We start from the raw sequence: 17,551 nt of genomic DNA on the forward strand, positions 1-17,551 counted from the left end.
TTAGTTTCTCCTTTATATTGCCTATATTATTATTCAAGTAATCATGTCAAGCATTTTTGAAAATGTCCCGAAATATGTTAAACATTAGCACCAACTAATTGTTGAGCTCTGCTTTTTCAAAATCATGTTTTGGGGTAAATTTAATAGACCTACTGCATGCTATACTTTTTTGAAAAGATACATGCGTTAGATTTTATCAATATATTTAAATTGATTTAATATTAACAAGTCTTGCTTGACCTATGTGTTTGCTTGTCCAAATATGCTTGAAATGAGGCTTCTTTCCAAGGATGACTCATTGGTGGCAAGTAACATTTGCATTTTTCTGGATTATCTTTTGGAAAATCAAAATTCTTTGAAGTAGGTTTATGATTTGGTATTTCTTCTAAACCATACACTTTATTTTTTATACTAACGTAAAATTTACCATCAAAAGCTTTGATAACCAAAGCTGCTGTACCTTTGATAAAATAAGTAGGATTACTATCGGTATCAACAGGCTTATAGTATTTGGATTCAAAGCGTACACAATGTCCACAATCGACCTTTCGGTCGGCTAAAACAGCAAGAGTTAAATTAATTTTTTCAACCGTAGGTTGTGTTTCAAATACAGATTTGGTATTATTGATGTCAAGAGCAAACTTAGCATTGAATTTTTTTACGTAGTGGTTTAAGAATACATTTGCTTGCTCTATGGTTGTTACGCCTGCTATTCTAAGTTCTAGGGGCAGGCGTGATTGTAATGTCTGAAAAAGACGCTCTACACGACCTTTTGCTTGAGGAACACTACTACTTCTAATTTCAACACCTAACTGTTTACAGGCGTAGCCAAATTGTGTGAAGGTATCCTCCTCTGTGGTTGGAGCTTTTTTTTGTTTATACTCAAATACAGTTCGTCTATCTGTAAAAAACATATATGGAATACCATATTCTAAAAGAATCTGATGAAATATATTATAGTATCCTTTTAAAGTTTCTTGTTGATCAAAGTAGCCGCCGACAATAGCTCCGGTTGAATCATCAATAGCTATGTGTAGTTGGGATTTTGTATCTCCAAACCATAGATGTAGTGAGGCACCCATCTGAATCATTTCGCCGAAATAAGCACAACGGGACCTTCTTGGATGAGCATCTTCAATTGCTATAATACTTTTTTCAATATATTCTTTTTTATAATTTGATAGAGACAAAGTTTTGAGCTGCTCTAACAATTCTTTTTTCACCCTTTTTTTTGTAACACGACAGGCTTTAGGAGATAAGATGTTTTCAGCCATAAGAATTGTGTTAACGGTACTAGGAGAGACGGAAATGCCCTCATGAGTATCGAGAAGTTCAGCATAATGGGTAAAGTTTGCTTCATGATATTTAGTTTTATATAGATCTATAATCATACGCCTAATATCTTCTGAAATGGTATGAGTAGGTTTGATACCTTTATTCCCATGGATAAAGAATTCTTTACCATTAGAACAGTATCCCCTAATCATACGATTTAGATGTCTAACAGTGCACCCAATACGAAGGGCAGCAGCTTTTTTATTTCCATTAACTTCTACTAATTTTTTGATAATTTGATATTTAAAATCTTCTTTCATATTTAAATCTACCTTTCTAATTATGAACACCTCACCTATACATTCTTATGAGGTATATTCTACACTATATTTTTGTCTGTTTGGGACATAATCAAAAACGGTATACTAAGACATTATCATAAACGAATCATATGCCTATATTATTATTCAAGTAATCATTGACAACACCTTCCAGTGTGATTATAATACCCCTAGCCTAAGGGAAATGGTGATTTGATTAGCTAAATAGTTAATCAAAATCCATTAGTAAGGCTAGGGTTTTATAATATCAACTATACAAGGGGGTTATTAAATGAATTTAAAAACTTTACGTGCTACCTTTAAGCGAAATTTCATAGTTCAGATGAGAGCATATCCTAAGGATTTTTTTATTGGGAATACGCTTACTGGGATTTATACGGTGCTGTCTGCTTACTTCATGTATCATCTTTTGTTTAAGGGCAATTTAAACAGTTCATTTAAGGAATATGCAGGCACAGGAGATTATATGAGCTATGTAATTATTGGTTCTGCAATGTACTTGTTTGTGGTAAGGACATGCTTAAATGTTAGCAGAAGCCTTATAACAGAATTGAGAGAGGGAACTCTAGAAAGTTTAATGATTGCTCCTTTTAATAGGGTGCAGTACTTCTGTGGTAACATGCTTCAGCAAAGTATTACTACAAGTATTGAAATAATGGTTACAATTCTTATAGGAATTCCTTTTGGACTTAAGTTTTCTGGTATGAATATTAGTTCATTTCTGTTAGCATTTGTAGTTTCATTATTTGCATATTTTTCACTGTCTATGGTACTTGCAGTAGTAATGCTTTATTTTAGAGATACCTATATATCGCAAAACACCTTGTTTTTGATAATCTTTCTTTTATGCGGGGTTACTTTCCCCATTAAGTACCTTCCTGTATTCGTTCAAAATATTTCAAAGCTCATTCCTGTAACCACTTCCATTGAGCTTATAAGAAATAGTGCAATTTCTGGTATGGGCATTATGCAGCAGTTAAATTCATTTATATATTTAATTATACTTAGCACAGTATACTGTATTTCAGGTTTTGCCATGCTTAAAAGAATTGAAAAAATAGCACTAGAAAAAGTATACATATAGTAGGGGGGAATTAATATGCTAATAGCTGAAAATTTGAAAAAAGTTTATGTGTCAAATATTAAAAAAGGCTTTTTCAAAACAGAGAAGACTTATGTGGAGGCAGTGAAGGGAATAAATTTTAAAATTGGTGAGGGGCAGATAGTTGGGCTTCTTGGCATAAATGGAGCAGGAAAGACAACCACCATTAAGATGCTTTCAACACTATTAACTCCAACTGGAGGTATCATAACCATTGATGGTATGGATGCTGTAAAAAATTCTGCTGCGGTTAAGAAAAAGATTAACATGGTGGCTGGTGGAGAGAGAATGCTTTACTGGAGGCTTACTGGAAGAGAGAACCTTTGGTATTATGGACAGCTTTACAATATTGAAGATAATAAACTTAAGAAGGCGATTGATTATTTATTGGAGCTTGTGGGCTTAAAAGAAAGTGAAAACATACCTGTAGAAAGGTATTCAAAGGGGATGAAGCAAAGACTTCAAATAGCAAGAGGCTTGATTAATAATCCAAGCTATATTTTCATGGATGAACCTACTTTGGGCCTGGATGCTGCCATTGCAAAAGAATTAAGAGAGCATGTGAAAAGAATTGCCCATGAGGAAGGCAAGTCCATTCTTCTTACCTCCCATTACATGCCAGAGGTTGAAGAACTTTGCGAGTATATATATATTATGGATAAGGGGAGTATAATCGCTCAAGGTACACCAAAGGAGTTGGCTCTTATAGGTATAGAACAAAAGGTGCTTTGTGTAGAGTTATACAGCGTGAATAATAAGCTTCACCAGGATATTCTTAAGGTGTGTGAAAACGCAGAGAACTGTAGTGTTGAGCTAGATGAAGACAATAAGGTATACACTTTAAAATCAAAGAAGGACTTGAGTAATGAAATAGCTAGTGTTTTACTTGCTCATAAAATGCCAATTAAGACTTTCTATACAAAAGAGCCTAAGCTTGAGGATGCAATAATTAAGCTTTCGAAGGGAGTATAACCATGGGATATTTTTTAAAAGTAGTAAAGGCTGAAATGATAAAGCAACATAAGAATTATTTTTACAATAAAACTATATATATAAGCTTATTTTTATGGCCAATGCTTGTATTTATATCCACTTATTATGGCTATAAACCCTTTAATATTATGGGTATTAGCCAGTACGTACCATATTTAAACACAAATAACATAATCTTATTTGTAATTATAGGCTATATGTGTATGAGCTTTTTTAGAAGTCTTGTACAGTCTGCATGGAGATTCTCAACTGAAAGAGTCTACGGTACCCTAGAGCTTATTTATTTAACTCCTGCAAATAGGCTTGCTATTGTTATGGGCAATGCTGTGTCTTCAGTATTTGAAAGTGTATGGCTATTTGTAATATTCTCAGGAGCAATTATTTTTATAAAGGGAAAGTATTTTAGCATAAACCTATCAGCAGCCTTTTTAGGAATTACCCTTGTTATAGTGTTATCACTGATTTGGGGAATGTTTCTAAATTCACTATTTTTGTATTCAAGGGATACAGGTTTTTTGTTCACCATATTAGAGGAACCCATGGAGCTTTTTAGTGGAGTAAAAGTACCTTCAGCCATATTTCCATTATGGGCAAAAACAATAAGCTATATATTTCCGCTAACCTACACTGCGGACATACTCCGAAGAGCACTTCTAAATTCGGAGAGCATATATGAACTGAGAAGTTATATATTTATAAGCATATTAAGTGGGATTTTAATGCTTCTATTTTCTATAGCTTGCTTAAAATCCGGAGAAAAACATGCAAAGAGAACTGGAAATATGTCTTTGTTCTAATGCAGATATAATCTATAATAATTATAGGGACATATAAAAATAATAAGTGCAGTAAAATTCGTAGTCATATGGGGAGGAGGCTAGCCGTGAAAATATATGAATATAGTGATTGTGGATGGGAAATTGAATTTATATATTCACCATATTTTGAGATGCTATGCAGCCTTCATGTCATTACAAAACCTGATCATCATTTAAACAGACTTAATTGGTATAGAGATATAAAAGAAAATATGGATCAGGAACTTTACAAGGAAATAATGTACTTTGGAACGCATTATTTTGAGTGGTGTTCAGCCATAGATTTTTACAAGTATTTTCATGGAATAAATGACTTGAATATCATTGCTTCCTTAGATTATGTTAGTGAAATGAATATTGTAGATTTTGTATATATTATGCTTGGAGAAGTGCTTAATAAGAAAGCCGTTGAATATCATATTTCAAAAGGCTGCTATAACCTGCAGGCACAAGAAATTACAGAGCAGCAGGCAGAAATGTTTAAGGATCCTCAAGGCTTTAGAAGAAGGCTTGTAGGTTGCTTGAAAAAATATTACTATTTACATTTTGAAAAAGAGCTGAGATTTTTTGAACCACTGCTTGTGAGAAAACTTAAAAAAGAAGCAGCAGTGTGTGATGAAACAGGTATAAAAGAATTTGTAAAAACAATTCATACCAGAATTGAGGTTACTGATAAGGCATTCCTTTTTCATAAATACAAGCTGTTTACAGTTCCTTTTGATTCAGTTGATAAAATAATAATAGCCATAAGCAGCTTTATAGATCCACATCTTCTAATAGGTATAGATAATGAAAGAACTTTGCAGTTCACTATTAGAGTTAACCTTGAAAGGGCCTGCGAGGAAGTCCCCTTTGATCTATTTATGAATATGAAGGCTCTTGGTGATGAAACAAGACTAAGGATTTTAAGATGTATTTATAAAAAAGTAAGTTCTACTAAGGCTATAGCTAAAGAGTTAGGCATCACTGAAGCTGGAGTATCTAAGCACCTTAAAATTATGTATGAAGCGGGGGTGCTTCGTAAAAGGAGAGAAGGTAATTTTATAAATTATATTATTGAGAGAGAAGTCATTGATAGGATTCCAATGGATATGTATCAGTATTTGGATAACTAACATTTTATATTAATCGACCCTAAATTAAATGAAAGATTAGACAATGTGTTTCAAAAGTATACAGAAAAACACACACAGTTAACTACTTACTTTTATAATGCCACGAGAACCTCATATGCGTGGGGTTAAGGGTAGTAGAAGTAGTAAAGATGAAAAGAGAAAAAGAGGTATATCAAACGAACAGTTCTGCGTATTAAACGTATATAAGGGGGATATAACCTCTAATAATAAAGCCTAAATCTTAAATTACATAGTAATGTTAGATATAGGCTTTATTATTTGGCTATATTTTAAGAAATTGTTGATTTTATACATAAATAAAAGGTGGCTTTATAAGACCACCTTTTATTTTAATAGTAATAGCAATTTATTCCAGATGTTATCATAAATGAACCTTTAGGCATTTCTTTTATCACTTGGCTCAAGTTATATAAATCGTTTGTAGTTCCTCCTAAATTTCCAATACTAAGAATGAAAATTATTGAATTCAATGTTGTATTTGCAAAAGGAATAAAAGTCCATATCAGCAAAGGAATTAATCCAATTATTATTGCAGGAACTACAAGAGTTATTGCATAACGTAATTTTGAAATTGGAACGCAAGGGATTATACTTACTCCAACGGGAGAATAAAACATTTCCGCAGTACAATCCTTTGTAAAGCATACTGCATGTAAAAATTCATGTATTATTAAAAATGGTATAGTTAATATTAACCCTATTACTATTCCTTTAATATCTAAGTTAAATTGTCCAATAAAATTTCTTTTAAGATAAACAGCAATAAATACTAATATAAGTATAGGTATTACTGGAGTGTATGGTTTTATTTTAGATTTAGAATTTAAAAATTGTGTAGCGTTTTTAGGCACATTGTTTTGAGGAAAATGATTTGTTTCACTCAATAATCCTTTCCACTTTAATGTCATATAAACTCCCCCTTATTATATATTTTATTGTATTATATATATAATTATAACATAAATTTCAAGTTTAAATGGTTAGAGTTTGTTTAATTCAGAGAAGGATACTGTAAAAAGTAAACATTTATTAGCTCAGTCACATACGTCTCTTTCTGATACAAAGTTAAATAATTTTAAAATCAGAGAAGCAATTTATATATAGTTATGTTAAATATTTAAATATTATATCAATACATATAATTGAATAAAGACACAGTTATAAAATATTTTGGTGAAGGGGAGATTAATTATGATTATTATTGGAATAGTAGAAGTACTTATTTTTTCAATTATGGGTATTTGTCTTATCCGCGGAAAAGGTAGTTGGATGATTGCAGGTTACAACACTATGAGTAAAGAAGAAAAAGCGAATTGTGATATAAAGAAAGTTTCTCGTGCTGTAGGGATTTTCTTATTGATTATTGCGGTTCTTATAGGCATTATGTACTTTGTTATCCAATATGCTATCAAAAATGATGTTAAAAATATCATTGGTTATGCAATAGGTGGGGTTGCTTTTGTAGTTGCTGTGGGTAGCATTATTTTGGTTATATATTGCCAGAAGTATGATAAAAATAAAAAGTAGAAATACATTTTTAAAATTGTTATATTAAGCATAATCCATAGTAGTTATTTAATTATATATCTTAAAAATGTGAACTAAGGGAAGCAGTTTCGGCTCCCCTTAAAAAATGTTCATATTATCAACAAAATCCCTATATTTGGCTATTTATCCAAAGGATTATTAACTACACCAATAAAGAGTATCATGTCATTAGCAGATTTAATTACAAAAACAAATGGTCTGTCTAAAATCATTTCTGCTATATTTTCATTTGGTGCTGCAGACCCAGTATAATCAATTTTCGTAAATGCAGTAGCTTCCACTCCTTTTTCATCAATAGCGATGTGTGTTTGCTGTTTAATTTTTGAGATAAAGGCTGCACCTTCAGTAATACCTGAAAAATCAGCCTCAGGCTGAAATGCTGATTTTATACCCATAGTCTTAAGCGTGTCATTTAGATCAAGACTGTTGCCAAATGAGAACTTAGGTATTTGAAATATTACCTTCCCACTTTTATTCGCCTGCTCATTGAAAAGCAAGGCTGTTTTTTCCGGTGTAGAAAGCAGATCATCAACACTCATACCTTTATCTGGAAGAATAAACATCATGCTGCTGGAATTCTTTAGACCAAGAGAGGCACTTGTGAAACCATCTCCCTTTACATATCCATGAACTGCATATGTTCTGTTCATAAAATCACCTTTTATCTCACTACCATCTGATAAATAAAAGGTATCAGGCTTTGTATTATTTTCATCGAAGAGGTCAACCCATTCGTCCTTAAAATATATGGTGTTGATAATAGACATGATTTGGTTTTTATCAATACTCATCTTTGGTGACAGTATACCGTTTGTATTTTCAGATACCCATTTACTCATAAGCTTCGCTGAGTTATCATCAGAAAAATCAACATTGTAGATAAATGCATAAAAGTTTCGAACCGCATTGTCTATAAAAGCATTTTTAAAGCTATTGTTTTTTTCAAGCCATAATGAATTTGCAATTTTAAGCTTTGATATCTTATTATCAGAATACATAAGTCTGAAAAGCTTGCTGTTTTGTTCGGACAAATAATTTATTCCTTTTCCACTTGCGCCAAGAGCAGAAAATATTTCATCTTGTGTTGCGCCATTTGCTCCTATGCTTGCAAGTGATAATGTCATATAAAGACTTGTAGGTGAGTAGCTAATATTTTTAGACTGGCCACTTAGAATTTTTGAAGCAGAGCTAAAGGAAAATTTATTTAGTGCCTTTTTATAGCTTTCATCTAATGAATTTTTCTCCCAGACTGCACTGCGACTATCATAGTCATCAAATGAAATATTTTTAGGATAGATAGGGGTTTTTACAGCAGGAGCTTTGGCATTGCTACTGCAAGCTACAAGATTTGCTATTACTACAATGCATACAGCAAAAGAAAGTATTTTTTTCATGAAATTCACTCCTTAATATTGTATCTATTTATAAGCTTATACGTAATTAAATACTGTTTTGTCCGTATTTAATTATACTAAACAATCAATTTTTAATATTTAAAATTAACCATACATTTAAATTTAAATCAAATAGATGTGATGTTTAAAAACAAAAAAAATCTAAAGGAAATAACATTCTAAATAATTTAATATATAAGATGTACTATATCATGATTATATGTTTGTGGTAAAATAAGGGTGAGACAATTATCATTTATTAAAAAAAATAAAATCAAAATATTAGGGGGAATCATATGAGGGGCAAAAATTTTTTTTGGGGAATAATTTTAATTTTTATAGGAGTAGGGGCAATTCTAAATAATATTTTTAACATTCATTTATTTACAATTAGCCAATTGTGGCCTGTTTTTGTTCTTATTCCTGGGCTTAGCTTTGAAGAAGGTTATTTTTCAAGAAGAAAAGACCCGGGATTACTAGTACCAGGAGGAATTCTTACAACAATAGGAATATTATTTTTCTTTGAAACCTTTACTAACTGGCATTTTGCGGAATATACCTGGCCTGTATACCTATTAGCTGTTGCTATAGGATTATTTCAGCTATATTTGTTTGGTGGAAGAAAGCGTGGACTACTTGTTCCAGTATTTATTTTAACTACTATATCGGTAATAGCATTTGCCACTATGTTAGTTGGTAATGTTTTCTATTGGGTAAATACAAGTTTATTAATACCTATTATCTTAATCGCTCTTGGAGTTTATATGGTAAGTAAAAATTTTAGAAAATAAAAATAGAGAATTTTTTGTTTTTTTAAGTAGATATATCAATAAAGACAAACAGCCTGTTCACATAATGAGCAGGCTGTTTGTCTTTTAACCTTCTTCAACACTTAATTCGGTTTCATTAGCGACCATTTCTATATCTTCTAATTCATAATGTGGCATTTTAATTATTGAATGGCCTCCAGTTATTGTTTGCTAATTTCATAAATCTACAGTTGAATAATGTCTAAATCATCAGGAACAATAATATTCCCTGAAAAAAATTCCTTGCCTTCATCAATATATAGTTTTTTTCTGCTTAATATATTTTTATCTTCAGTATGAAACATAACTAGGGTTTTTACATTTAATTTAGATGCGGTTTCACATGCGTCCCTTACTGTAGAATGATGTTTTTCATAAGGTTTAAAGATATCCTTTTCTGAATACAAACAAAAGGCTTCATGAAAGAGGTAATCTACATTATTAGCATATTCAAATAAAGCTTCCGTATAAGGCTCGTCTCCTAAAAAAGCTAATTTTCTTCCGTTTTTAAGAATTGTGGTAAAGCCAAACTGAAGTTGTTTAGTGCTTTTAATATCAAAAAACTTTACATTCCAATCTAATATAGTAAACGTACAGTTATTATGAATCTCTTTAAATAGTATTCTAGTTCCAATGCACTTTGTAAATTTTTCATCTAAGAGTATGTTGGTTAATGTATTTATTGTCTCAATATTATCCTTATGACAATAAATTATAAGATTACCTTCATAATTTCCGTTAATAATTTGCTGAGCCACAGCCCTAATAATCCAAACAATACCAGAAATATGATCGTTATGTCTATGAGATATAAATACATGATGGATTCCATTGATACCTATATCTAATTTTTCTAGATTTGAAAGTATAGTATTTCCACCACCAGTATCCACCAATAAATGTTCTTTACCGTTTGAAATCGTAAAACATGTGTTATAACATTTTGTAACCATAGCATTTCCAGTACCTAAAATATTAACTAATTCCATATATATGCATTCCCCTCTATATTAGGTTGACTTTCTGACCTAATCTATTATTATAATATCACTTGTGCTTATTATTACAGGAAAAAACATCTTTTTCAATAGCTAATGAAATTTGTTCACGTCCCCTGGGGATTTTTTAAGTGAAGCGAATTCGTTTCTAGTAACCTCCTAACACTTCGGGGAATTTACGTAAATCAGGAATTAAATGGACAACTTATCTTTGTAAATGCAAGATGTTATCTTTTGAAAATCATATAAATCATGCAAGTGAAATGTTTACAGCTTGTATTTATGATATTTTCAAATAAATGCGCCCTCAATCATAGCATTACCAATAAAATTTAAAAACTTGACTTTTGTAACGAACTTAAGTAGGTCAGTAGCATATAAAGCTATCAATATTATCTAAAATCATTATATAATACGTCCATTTAACTTTGTTCCAAATCCATACATGGATATAATTATTCATTACTAATATAGGTACTGACCAGAATTCTGAACCGTTATTCAACCAAATATACATATATTTTTTCATGCAGTGGTCTATTGTTGATTGGCTAAGAATATTTGTACCAGGTGTTTTTGTGCAACCAAGAGCTTTTGCTTTATATATACTAGGAATAAAACTAGGTGGTTTCCAATATAAAGGTCCTTTTTCTGAAGGTTCACTGACCTTTGGACTGCAACCTCATCGATAACCATAACTGAAATTGGGTAACCCTTCACTAATCTTATATTTATTTATATACATAGCTATTTCCTCCATAAAATATAGTATTATAGATTAATATATGAATAGGTTTTTCAATGTTTACACTATACAAGTTATTGTATATATTTATTATTTATGGAAAATACGATTTTGTTTAAGAGATTTTGGAAACAAATTTTCAATCACTGGAAAAATATTCTTAATTGTGTGACTATTTAAATTCTAAATGGATAGATTAAAAGATAAGAGAATAAAATATTTAAAATAGAAGATGAGGGTTCAGAGGAAATATAATAACATTGATAGAGAATATCAGTCCATATATTAATTGCTTAGTGATTCAAAGGAATACCAGGAGATGAGAAATGAGCTTACTAAAGGATATTAAGAGCGAGTCAAAAGATTATTACCAGTATTTATCAAAATACAAAATATTGATTTTACTAGTATATTTAGTTTGTCAAACAAGTATTTATATTATTATAGGTAAAACCAACCTTTTTATATTTGCAGCTAGTTTTTTTACAACATTATTTATAATTAGTTCATTAGTCTTAATGCTAAAGGATTCAAAAACAGCGGTACTCATATATAATAGTTCACTCCCAATACTACCGATGTTGCTATACCTATTAAATAGGTTAGACTTAAATATCATTGGTGTTACAATGTATTTTGTATATTTTATATTTTTAGTGATTGGCATAAGAAAAGAAAAACTAAACTTTAAAAAGATTAATATAAAAAGCAAATATGGTATTGTTACCATGGTATATATTGTACTATGTGCTATTGCCATAATTTCATCGACGCTAAGTATGTATAAATTTGAAGCATTCAGATTAACATTTATTGGACTTATATTTATGCTCCTTTATAGTTTAATATTAATATGTTTAGATATAAAGGAACTTGATTTTTATAAAAAAATTATTTTATTTTTATGTATAGGTGTTACAATATCAGGAATACCAGATACTTTTATAGCTTTATATAGTCTAATATTAAGTGGGGAAAATATTCACCTGTATGGAGTCTTAGGCAGTAATTTTATGCTTGGATATACTCTAATGGTACTCCCATTTATACTATTATATGCTATTAATAAAGAAGTTTCGGGCAGGTATAATTCTATATATAAATTACTGTTATTGATTGAGATTATTAATCTATGCACTCAAAGATCAAGAGGTATATTGGGCGCATTAATTATAACCTTTGTAACTATTATTATTATTGATCATAAAAATTACAAAAAATATTTAATAGTATCCATATTAATACTAGGGTTTATCACTTTTAGTGTATTGCAAAGAGGTGAAATGGTAGAAATAACTGAATCCATTGTAAATGTTGGAGTTCCTAAAGTTCAAGGAGCCAAAGCAAGTGATAAAGGATTCTTTTATCAATTAGGTGAGCAAGCTCGTAATAGAAGTCCTATTTGGTCAGCAGCATTTAGAATGATAGAAGATCATACTTATATTGGAGTAGGTCCAGCTAATTTCAAGTATTATTTTCCAGAATATGCACCGGAACTAAAAAAAACATATATTGATGCTCATAATATATTTTTAAATGTAGCTACTGAATTTGGAGTTCCTTTTGCACTTGTATTTTTCTTTTCATGGTGGATTACCGTATTTAAATCTGTAATATATGGATATAATAAAAAGGAAGAATATAGCAAGAGGTTCATACTTCCTACATTTATAGGAATGTCTTCACTTATGGCATATGGTAATGTTACAGGTCAGGCATTTATAACATCAAGGCATCCTATAAGTGTGGTTCCAGCTTTTATATTAATTAGTTTACTTACTATCTTATTAATAATAATGAAAGATCAACCTATTTAAAATAACTAAAAGATTAATAGAGGTGTTAAATTGAGTAAAAATGTGTTGTCAATACTGTATTTTTTCCCTCCTATGGGTGGGAGTGGAGTTCAGAGAACTTTAAAATTTGTTAGATATATGCCGGAATTTGGATATAATCCTATAGTAGAAACTGTAAAGAAAGGCCATAATTTTGCATATGATGAAACACTACTTAAGGAGGTTCCGCAAAGTGTTGTGGTATATAGATCAAATTCTGGAGAAACCTTATGGATTAGAAATATAATTGAAAAATTATGCGCTATGAGAAAACCTAAACCTACATCTAATGATGATACCCAAAATAGTAATAATGCAAGTACTTCTAAGCAGAATTCTCAAGGACTCAAGGAAAGAGTATTTAAATTCATTGAATTAAATTTTTTTGTACCTGATAGCAAAATAAGATGGTATAAACATGCAGTAAAGGATGTTTATAATATTTTAAAGAAAGAAGATATTCATTATATTTTTTCATCTTCATATCCTTATACTGTACATTTGATTGCGCTAAAAGCAAAGAAAAAAACAAATCTTCCATGGGTAGCTGACTTTAGAGATCCATGGATAGGAAATTCACCAATGACTGAGGGCCATTCAGAAAAAAGAAAGAAAAAAGAGGGAAAACTTGAGGCAGAAGTTATAAAGTATGCTGATAAAATAATTATGGTTACAGAACCTATAAGTGAAAATTATAAAAAAAGATACCCTCAATATAAAGGCAAATTTGTAACTATTACTAATGGGTTTGATGTTAATGACTTTAAAAAAGTGGAAGTTGTTAAAGAAGACAAGTTTACTATATGTTACAGTGGTATTGTGGCAAAAGGACAAACGCCAGAAACATTATTAAAAGCAATAGAGCGATTGTTTAATGAAAATGAAGAATATAAAAGTAACATAGTGGTAAAGTTTATTGGATTTATATTAGATGAATACGTAAAACTAATTCAATCTTCTAAAATTAGTGAAAATTTTCAAAGAATTGATTATTTACCTCACTCTCAGTGTATTTCACACATGAAGGGTGCAGATGTTAATCTAATAATATTTCCAGATGAAGATGAAAGTAAAAGTATGTTTAGCGGTAAAATTTTTGACTATATAGGCTCCCAAAGGCCTATTCTAGGAATTATGCCTTCAAATGGTGTAGCTTCAAACTTAATAATAGATAAAGAAATTGGTTATTCATATGAGCATGGAGATGTGGAAGGTATTTATAATTTTATAAAAAGTAATTATGAAAAGTGGAAAAATAATGAGGATACTAATACTAACGCTGCAACAAAATGTGCAGAATTTGAAAGAAGAAATTTGACAAAACAATTAGTAAATTTGTTTGAGTGAGTTATTAAGTTTTAATTCATACCCAGTAGGTCATGAGATTTCAATAGAAGAAAAAAATGTTTTTATTGTATGGTTACAACTTGAAAAGGTAAAGTAGGTTGACAAATTCAATATATTGTTATACACTAAATAATATAATTTAATAAGACCTCACTTTTATATGTGGGGTAGAGGCGCGACATTTAACAGTCTTTAGTGGAGTTTGAGAAGCATTGATACTAAGGAGAAGGAAAGGTCGCCGAAGCAAATATAATCTCAATATTATTTGCTGGGTCTGCAGTTAAGAGCTGCAGGACTGTCTCAATAAACTTCCCAGTTTATTGAGTTGCGCTATCTCATTTGGGAAAAGAAGAGGTTTAGGGACAACTATGCATGTTGAGACCTGAGTTTATCTCAGGTCTTTTTTTGTTTGGGAAAATTCCTAAGAGGATTAAATAGTGCCACCTACATGTAGGGTGGCATTTTTAATTTAAACATATTATATAAATTCAGCACAAAAGAAGGAGAGAAGTATTCATGAAAAAGAAATTATCATTATTAATAGCAGTATCTCTATCAGTAGTTATGCTTTTAACAGGATGTGGGTCAAGCAGTAGTTCAAAAGAGGCGAAAAAAGCAGAGGCGGGTGGAACATTTAAAGTAGGTCTTGAAGCTGGATATGCGCCATTTAATTGGACTCAAATGGACGCTTCTAATGGTGCTGTTAAAATTGAAGGCGGCTCAGAATATGCGGGCGGATATGATGTAGAAATCGCTAAAAAGATTGCTAAAGATTTAGGGAAAGAATTGGTTATTACTAAAACTGAATGGGATGGTCTTGTACCAGCATTAGCTTCAGGCAAAGTCGATGCAATTATTGCAGGTATGTCACCCACAGCAAAACGTAAAGAGGTGATTGATTTCTCGAACAACTACTATAAATCAGATTTAGTTATGGTTGTTAAAAAGGGTGGGAAATATGATGCAGCTACTTCTATTGTGGATTTTAAGGGAGCAAAAATAACTGCCCAATTAAATACATTCCACTATTCAGTAATAGATCAAATTCAAGGCGTAAACAAGGAACCAGCTATGGACAACTTTCCTGCCATGAGAGTTGCGCTTGAATCAGGAATGATTGACGGGTACGTATCGGAACGTCCTGAAGGCGTTAGTTCTCAATCTGCAAATAATAACTTTAAAATGGTAGAATTTAAAAGTGGATTTACTACAACAGATGCGGATACGTCAATTGCTGTAGGTGTTGCAAAAGGTAGTGATTTAACTGCGAAAATCAATAAAACATTAGCTGGTATCTCGCAGGCGGATCGTAAAAACATTATGGATACTGCAATAAAGAACCAACCATCAGCTAAATAGTATTTATTTATGATATAAGGAGGAGAAAGATGAGTTTTGAATGGATAGTAAAAATAATTTCAAATGACTGGCCAATGTTCCTACGTGGAGCAGGTATGACACTCTTAATTTCCATGGTTGGTACTATTATAGGTTCCATAATCGGTTTAATAATAGGGGTTATACGTACTATTCCAATGCCTGAACGAGGAATAAAAAGAGTCATGCTTAAAACTGTTAATGCTATTCTTTTTGTTTATATAGAGATATTCCGTGGAACGCCTATGATTGTACAAGCAATGGTAATTTATTACGGATCTGCTTTAGCGTTTGGTATAAATATGAATAGGTTATATGCAGCAATCTTTATCGTTTCAATTAATACAGGGGCTTACATGTCAGAAATTATCCGTGGTGGTATTGTTTCTATCGATAAAGGACAATTTGAAGCAGCTCATGCTATAGGTATGAATCATATTCAAACTATGATTAATGTAGTAATACCGCAAGTAATTCGTAATATCTTGCCGGCAACGGGTAATGAATTTGTAATCAATATAAAGGATACATCAGTACTTAATGTAATTTCGGTAACAGAATTATATTTCCAAGCAAAATCAATTTCAGGAAATAATTTCAGATATTTTGAAACATTTTTTGTTGCATGTATTTTGTATTTTATAATGACCTTCACAGTAACAAGAATTTTGCGCTATATTGAAAAAAAATTGGATGGCCCAGACGATTACATTATGAATGCTAATCAAATGCAGGTATAAACTCCCCAAGATATGTGTCGTAGAGCAAAAATAGTGACGGGAATAAATATTAGGCGAAGGAGTAGAAAATATGGAAAAAGTAATTAATATACAGCATTTAAGCAAATCCTTTGGAACTCATGAAGTGTTAAAAGACATTGATTTTTCAGTAAATAAAGGAGAAGTAGTCTGCGTCATAGGTTCTTCAGGATCTGGCAAATCAACTCTTCTTCGGTGCGTTAACCTTTTAGAAAAACCAAGTGGTGGTGAAATCATCTATAAAGGAGAAAATATTTTAGATGATAAACATGATATCTACGCGTACCGTACAAAGCTTGGTATGGTGTTTCAACAATTCAACTTATTTAATAATCATAATGTTTTAAGCAACTGCGTGGTTGGGCAAATGAAAGTGTTAAACCGTTCCAAAGAGGAAGCAGAAAAAGTAGCTATGAAATATTTGAAAGTTGTTGGAATGGAGCAATATGTTAACGCAAAACCAAAACAATTATCAGGTGGCCAAAAACAACGTGTGGCTATTGCAAGAGCACTTTCTATGGAACCGGATGTTATGTTGTTTGATGAACCAACATCAGCCCTGGATCCTGAGATGGTAGGAGAAGTTCTTAAAGTTATGAAGGAACTTGCTGAAACTGGTCTTACTATGTTAATAGTAACTCATGAAATGGCATTTGCAAAAGAAGTATCTGACCGTGTAGTATTTATGGACAAAGGGGTCATAGCAGAAGAAGGAAGTCCAGAGCAAATTTTCAATAATCCAACAGAGGAACGTACCAAGGAGTTCTTAAAGCGCACATTAAAGCAGATGTAATATAATTTGTGAAGGATGATAACATTACCTTCTATGGGGTCGTCTCAGCCGGCTCAGTACACTCATTGATTTGGGTGTACTATTTTTTTTAACACGAGGTGAAGATTTACAATTGAATGGGAAACCATTTGTTAAACCTATAAGAAATTGTCCGCTCCATCACCAATCTTTTAGCAACAAAGAATGGAAGTGAAACGAACAATCTATGTTGACATTGTTATGAGAGCCAAAGTGGATTTTTTAAACGACATTAGAAATTCAAAAAAACAGACTAAATTAAAC

16 protein-coding genes and 1 riboswitch are annotated in these 17,551 nt (G+C 31.3%); of the genes, 12 read left to right on the forward strand and 4 right to left on the reverse strand.

Features of this window, described 5'->3' with window-relative positions:
- Positions 1-221: 221 nt before the first annotated feature.
- Positions 222-1,595: an ISNCY family transposase gene (locus G9F72_RS04255; protein WP_224675953.1), complete on the reverse strand. Its 1,374-nt coding sequence runs from the start codon at positions 1,593-1,595 to the stop codon at positions 222-224.
- 292 nt (positions 1,596-1,887) lie between these two features.
- Here G9F72_RS04255 and G9F72_RS04260 point away from each other — a divergent pair, with 292 nt between their 5' ends.
- The 5 genes from G9F72_RS04260 (at position 1,888) to G9F72_RS26895 (ending at position 5,882) form a co-directional block, all read left to right on the forward strand.
- Positions 1,888-2,700 carry an ABC transporter permease gene (locus tag G9F72_RS04260; protein WP_164959299.1) on the forward strand — a complete coding sequence of 271 codons (813 nt, stop codon included), beginning with the start codon at positions 1,888-1,890 and terminating at the stop codon, positions 2,698-2,700.
- Between the two features lie 15 nt (positions 2,701-2,715).
- Positions 2,716-3,690, forward strand: a complete 975-nt coding sequence (locus G9F72_RS04265) for an ABC transporter ATP-binding protein (RefSeq protein ID WP_164959300.1) — start codon at positions 2,716-2,718, stop codon at positions 3,688-3,690.
- Between the two features lie 2 nt (positions 3,691-3,692).
- Complete coding sequence (locus tag G9F72_RS04270) at positions 3,693-4,508, forward strand: ABC transporter permease (RefSeq protein ID WP_164959301.1); 816 nt, start codon at positions 3,693-3,695, stop codon at positions 4,506-4,508.
- A gap of 86 nt (positions 4,509-4,594) precedes the next feature.
- On the forward strand, positions 4,595-5,644 hold the full coding sequence (locus G9F72_RS04275; protein ID WP_164959302.1) for an ArsR/SmtB family transcription factor: 1,050 nt from the start codon (positions 4,595-4,597) through the stop codon (positions 5,642-5,644).
- Between the two features lie 115 nt (positions 5,645-5,759).
- On the forward strand, positions 5,760-5,882 hold the full coding sequence (locus tag G9F72_RS26895; protein WP_263486730.1) for a hypothetical protein: 123 nt from the start codon (positions 5,760-5,762) through the stop codon (positions 5,880-5,882).
- A 112-nt stretch (positions 5,883-5,994) separates the two neighbouring features.
- Here G9F72_RS26895 and G9F72_RS04280 read toward each other — a convergent pair whose 3' ends face one another.
- Positions 5,995-6,573: a metalloprotease family protein gene (locus G9F72_RS04280; RefSeq protein WP_164959303.1), complete on the reverse strand. Its 579-nt coding sequence runs from the start codon at positions 6,571-6,573 to the stop codon at positions 5,995-5,997.
- A gap of 283 nt (positions 6,574-6,856) precedes the next feature.
- On the opposite strand from G9F72_RS04280, the gene G9F72_RS04285 reads away from it, so the two are divergent.
- Entirely contained in the window at positions 6,857-7,192 is a 336-nt protein-coding gene (locus G9F72_RS04285) for a DUF3784 domain-containing protein (protein ID WP_164959304.1), read from the forward strand.
- A gap of 140 nt (positions 7,193-7,332) precedes the next feature.
- Here the strand turns inward: G9F72_RS04285 and G9F72_RS04290 are convergent, their stop codons facing one another.
- Positions 7,333-8,607: a serpin family protein gene (locus G9F72_RS04290; RefSeq protein ID WP_164959305.1), complete on the reverse strand. Its 1,275-nt coding sequence runs from the start codon at positions 8,605-8,607 to the stop codon at positions 7,333-7,335.
- Between the two features lie 296 nt (positions 8,608-8,903).
- Here G9F72_RS04290 and G9F72_RS04295 point away from each other — a divergent pair, with 296 nt between their 5' ends.
- Complete coding sequence (locus G9F72_RS04295; RefSeq protein ID WP_164959306.1) at positions 8,904-9,398, forward strand: LiaI-LiaF-like domain-containing protein; 495 nt, start codon at positions 8,904-8,906, stop codon at positions 9,396-9,398.
- Positions 9,399-9,601: 203 nt separating this feature from the next.
- Here the strand turns inward: G9F72_RS04295 and G9F72_RS04300 are convergent, their stop codons facing one another.
- Entirely contained in the window at positions 9,602-10,405 is an 804-nt protein-coding gene (locus G9F72_RS04300; RefSeq protein WP_164959307.1) for an MBL fold metallo-hydrolase, read from the reverse strand.
- Positions 10,406-11,485: 1,080 nt separating this feature from the next.
- Between G9F72_RS04300 and G9F72_RS04305 the strand changes: the two genes are divergently transcribed.
- The 5 genes from G9F72_RS04305 to G9F72_RS04325 all read left to right on the forward strand — a co-directional run bounded on the left by G9F72_RS04305 (position 11,486) and on the right by G9F72_RS04325 (position 17,269).
- The gene (locus G9F72_RS04305; protein WP_164959308.1) at positions 11,486-12,976 is read left to right on the forward strand and encodes an O-antigen ligase family protein; all 1,491 of its coding nucleotides are present in this window, start codon (positions 11,486-11,488) and stop codon (positions 12,974-12,976) included.
- 30 nt (positions 12,977-13,006) lie between these two features.
- Positions 13,007-14,341, forward strand: a complete 1,335-nt coding sequence (locus tag G9F72_RS04310) for a glycosyltransferase (RefSeq protein ID WP_164959309.1) — start codon at positions 13,007-13,009, stop codon at positions 14,339-14,341.
- Between the two features lie 160 nt (positions 14,342-14,501).
- Positions 14,502-14,682, forward strand: a riboswitch (Lysine riboswitch).
- A 175-nt stretch (positions 14,683-14,857) separates the two neighbouring features.
- Complete coding sequence (locus G9F72_RS04315) at positions 14,858-15,700, forward strand: transporter substrate-binding domain-containing protein (protein ID WP_164959310.1); 843 nt, start codon at positions 14,858-14,860, stop codon at positions 15,698-15,700.
- Positions 15,701-15,729: 29 nt separating this feature from the next.
- Positions 15,730-16,458 (forward strand): amino acid ABC transporter permease, encoded by a 729-nt coding sequence (locus tag G9F72_RS04320; protein ID WP_164959311.1) that lies wholly within the window; start codon positions 15,730-15,732, stop codon positions 16,456-16,458.
- 70 nt (positions 16,459-16,528) lie between these two features.
- Positions 16,529-17,269 carry an amino acid ABC transporter ATP-binding protein gene (locus G9F72_RS04325; RefSeq protein WP_164959312.1) on the forward strand — a complete coding sequence of 247 codons (741 nt, stop codon included), beginning with the start codon at positions 16,529-16,531 and terminating at the stop codon, positions 17,267-17,269.
- Positions 17,270-17,551 lie beyond the last annotated feature (282 nt).

The sequence above is a fragment of the Clostridium estertheticum genome, from assembly GCF_011065935.2.
Classification (GTDB): domain Bacteria; phylum Bacillota; class Clostridia; order Clostridiales; family Clostridiaceae; genus Clostridium_AD; species Clostridium_AD estertheticum_A.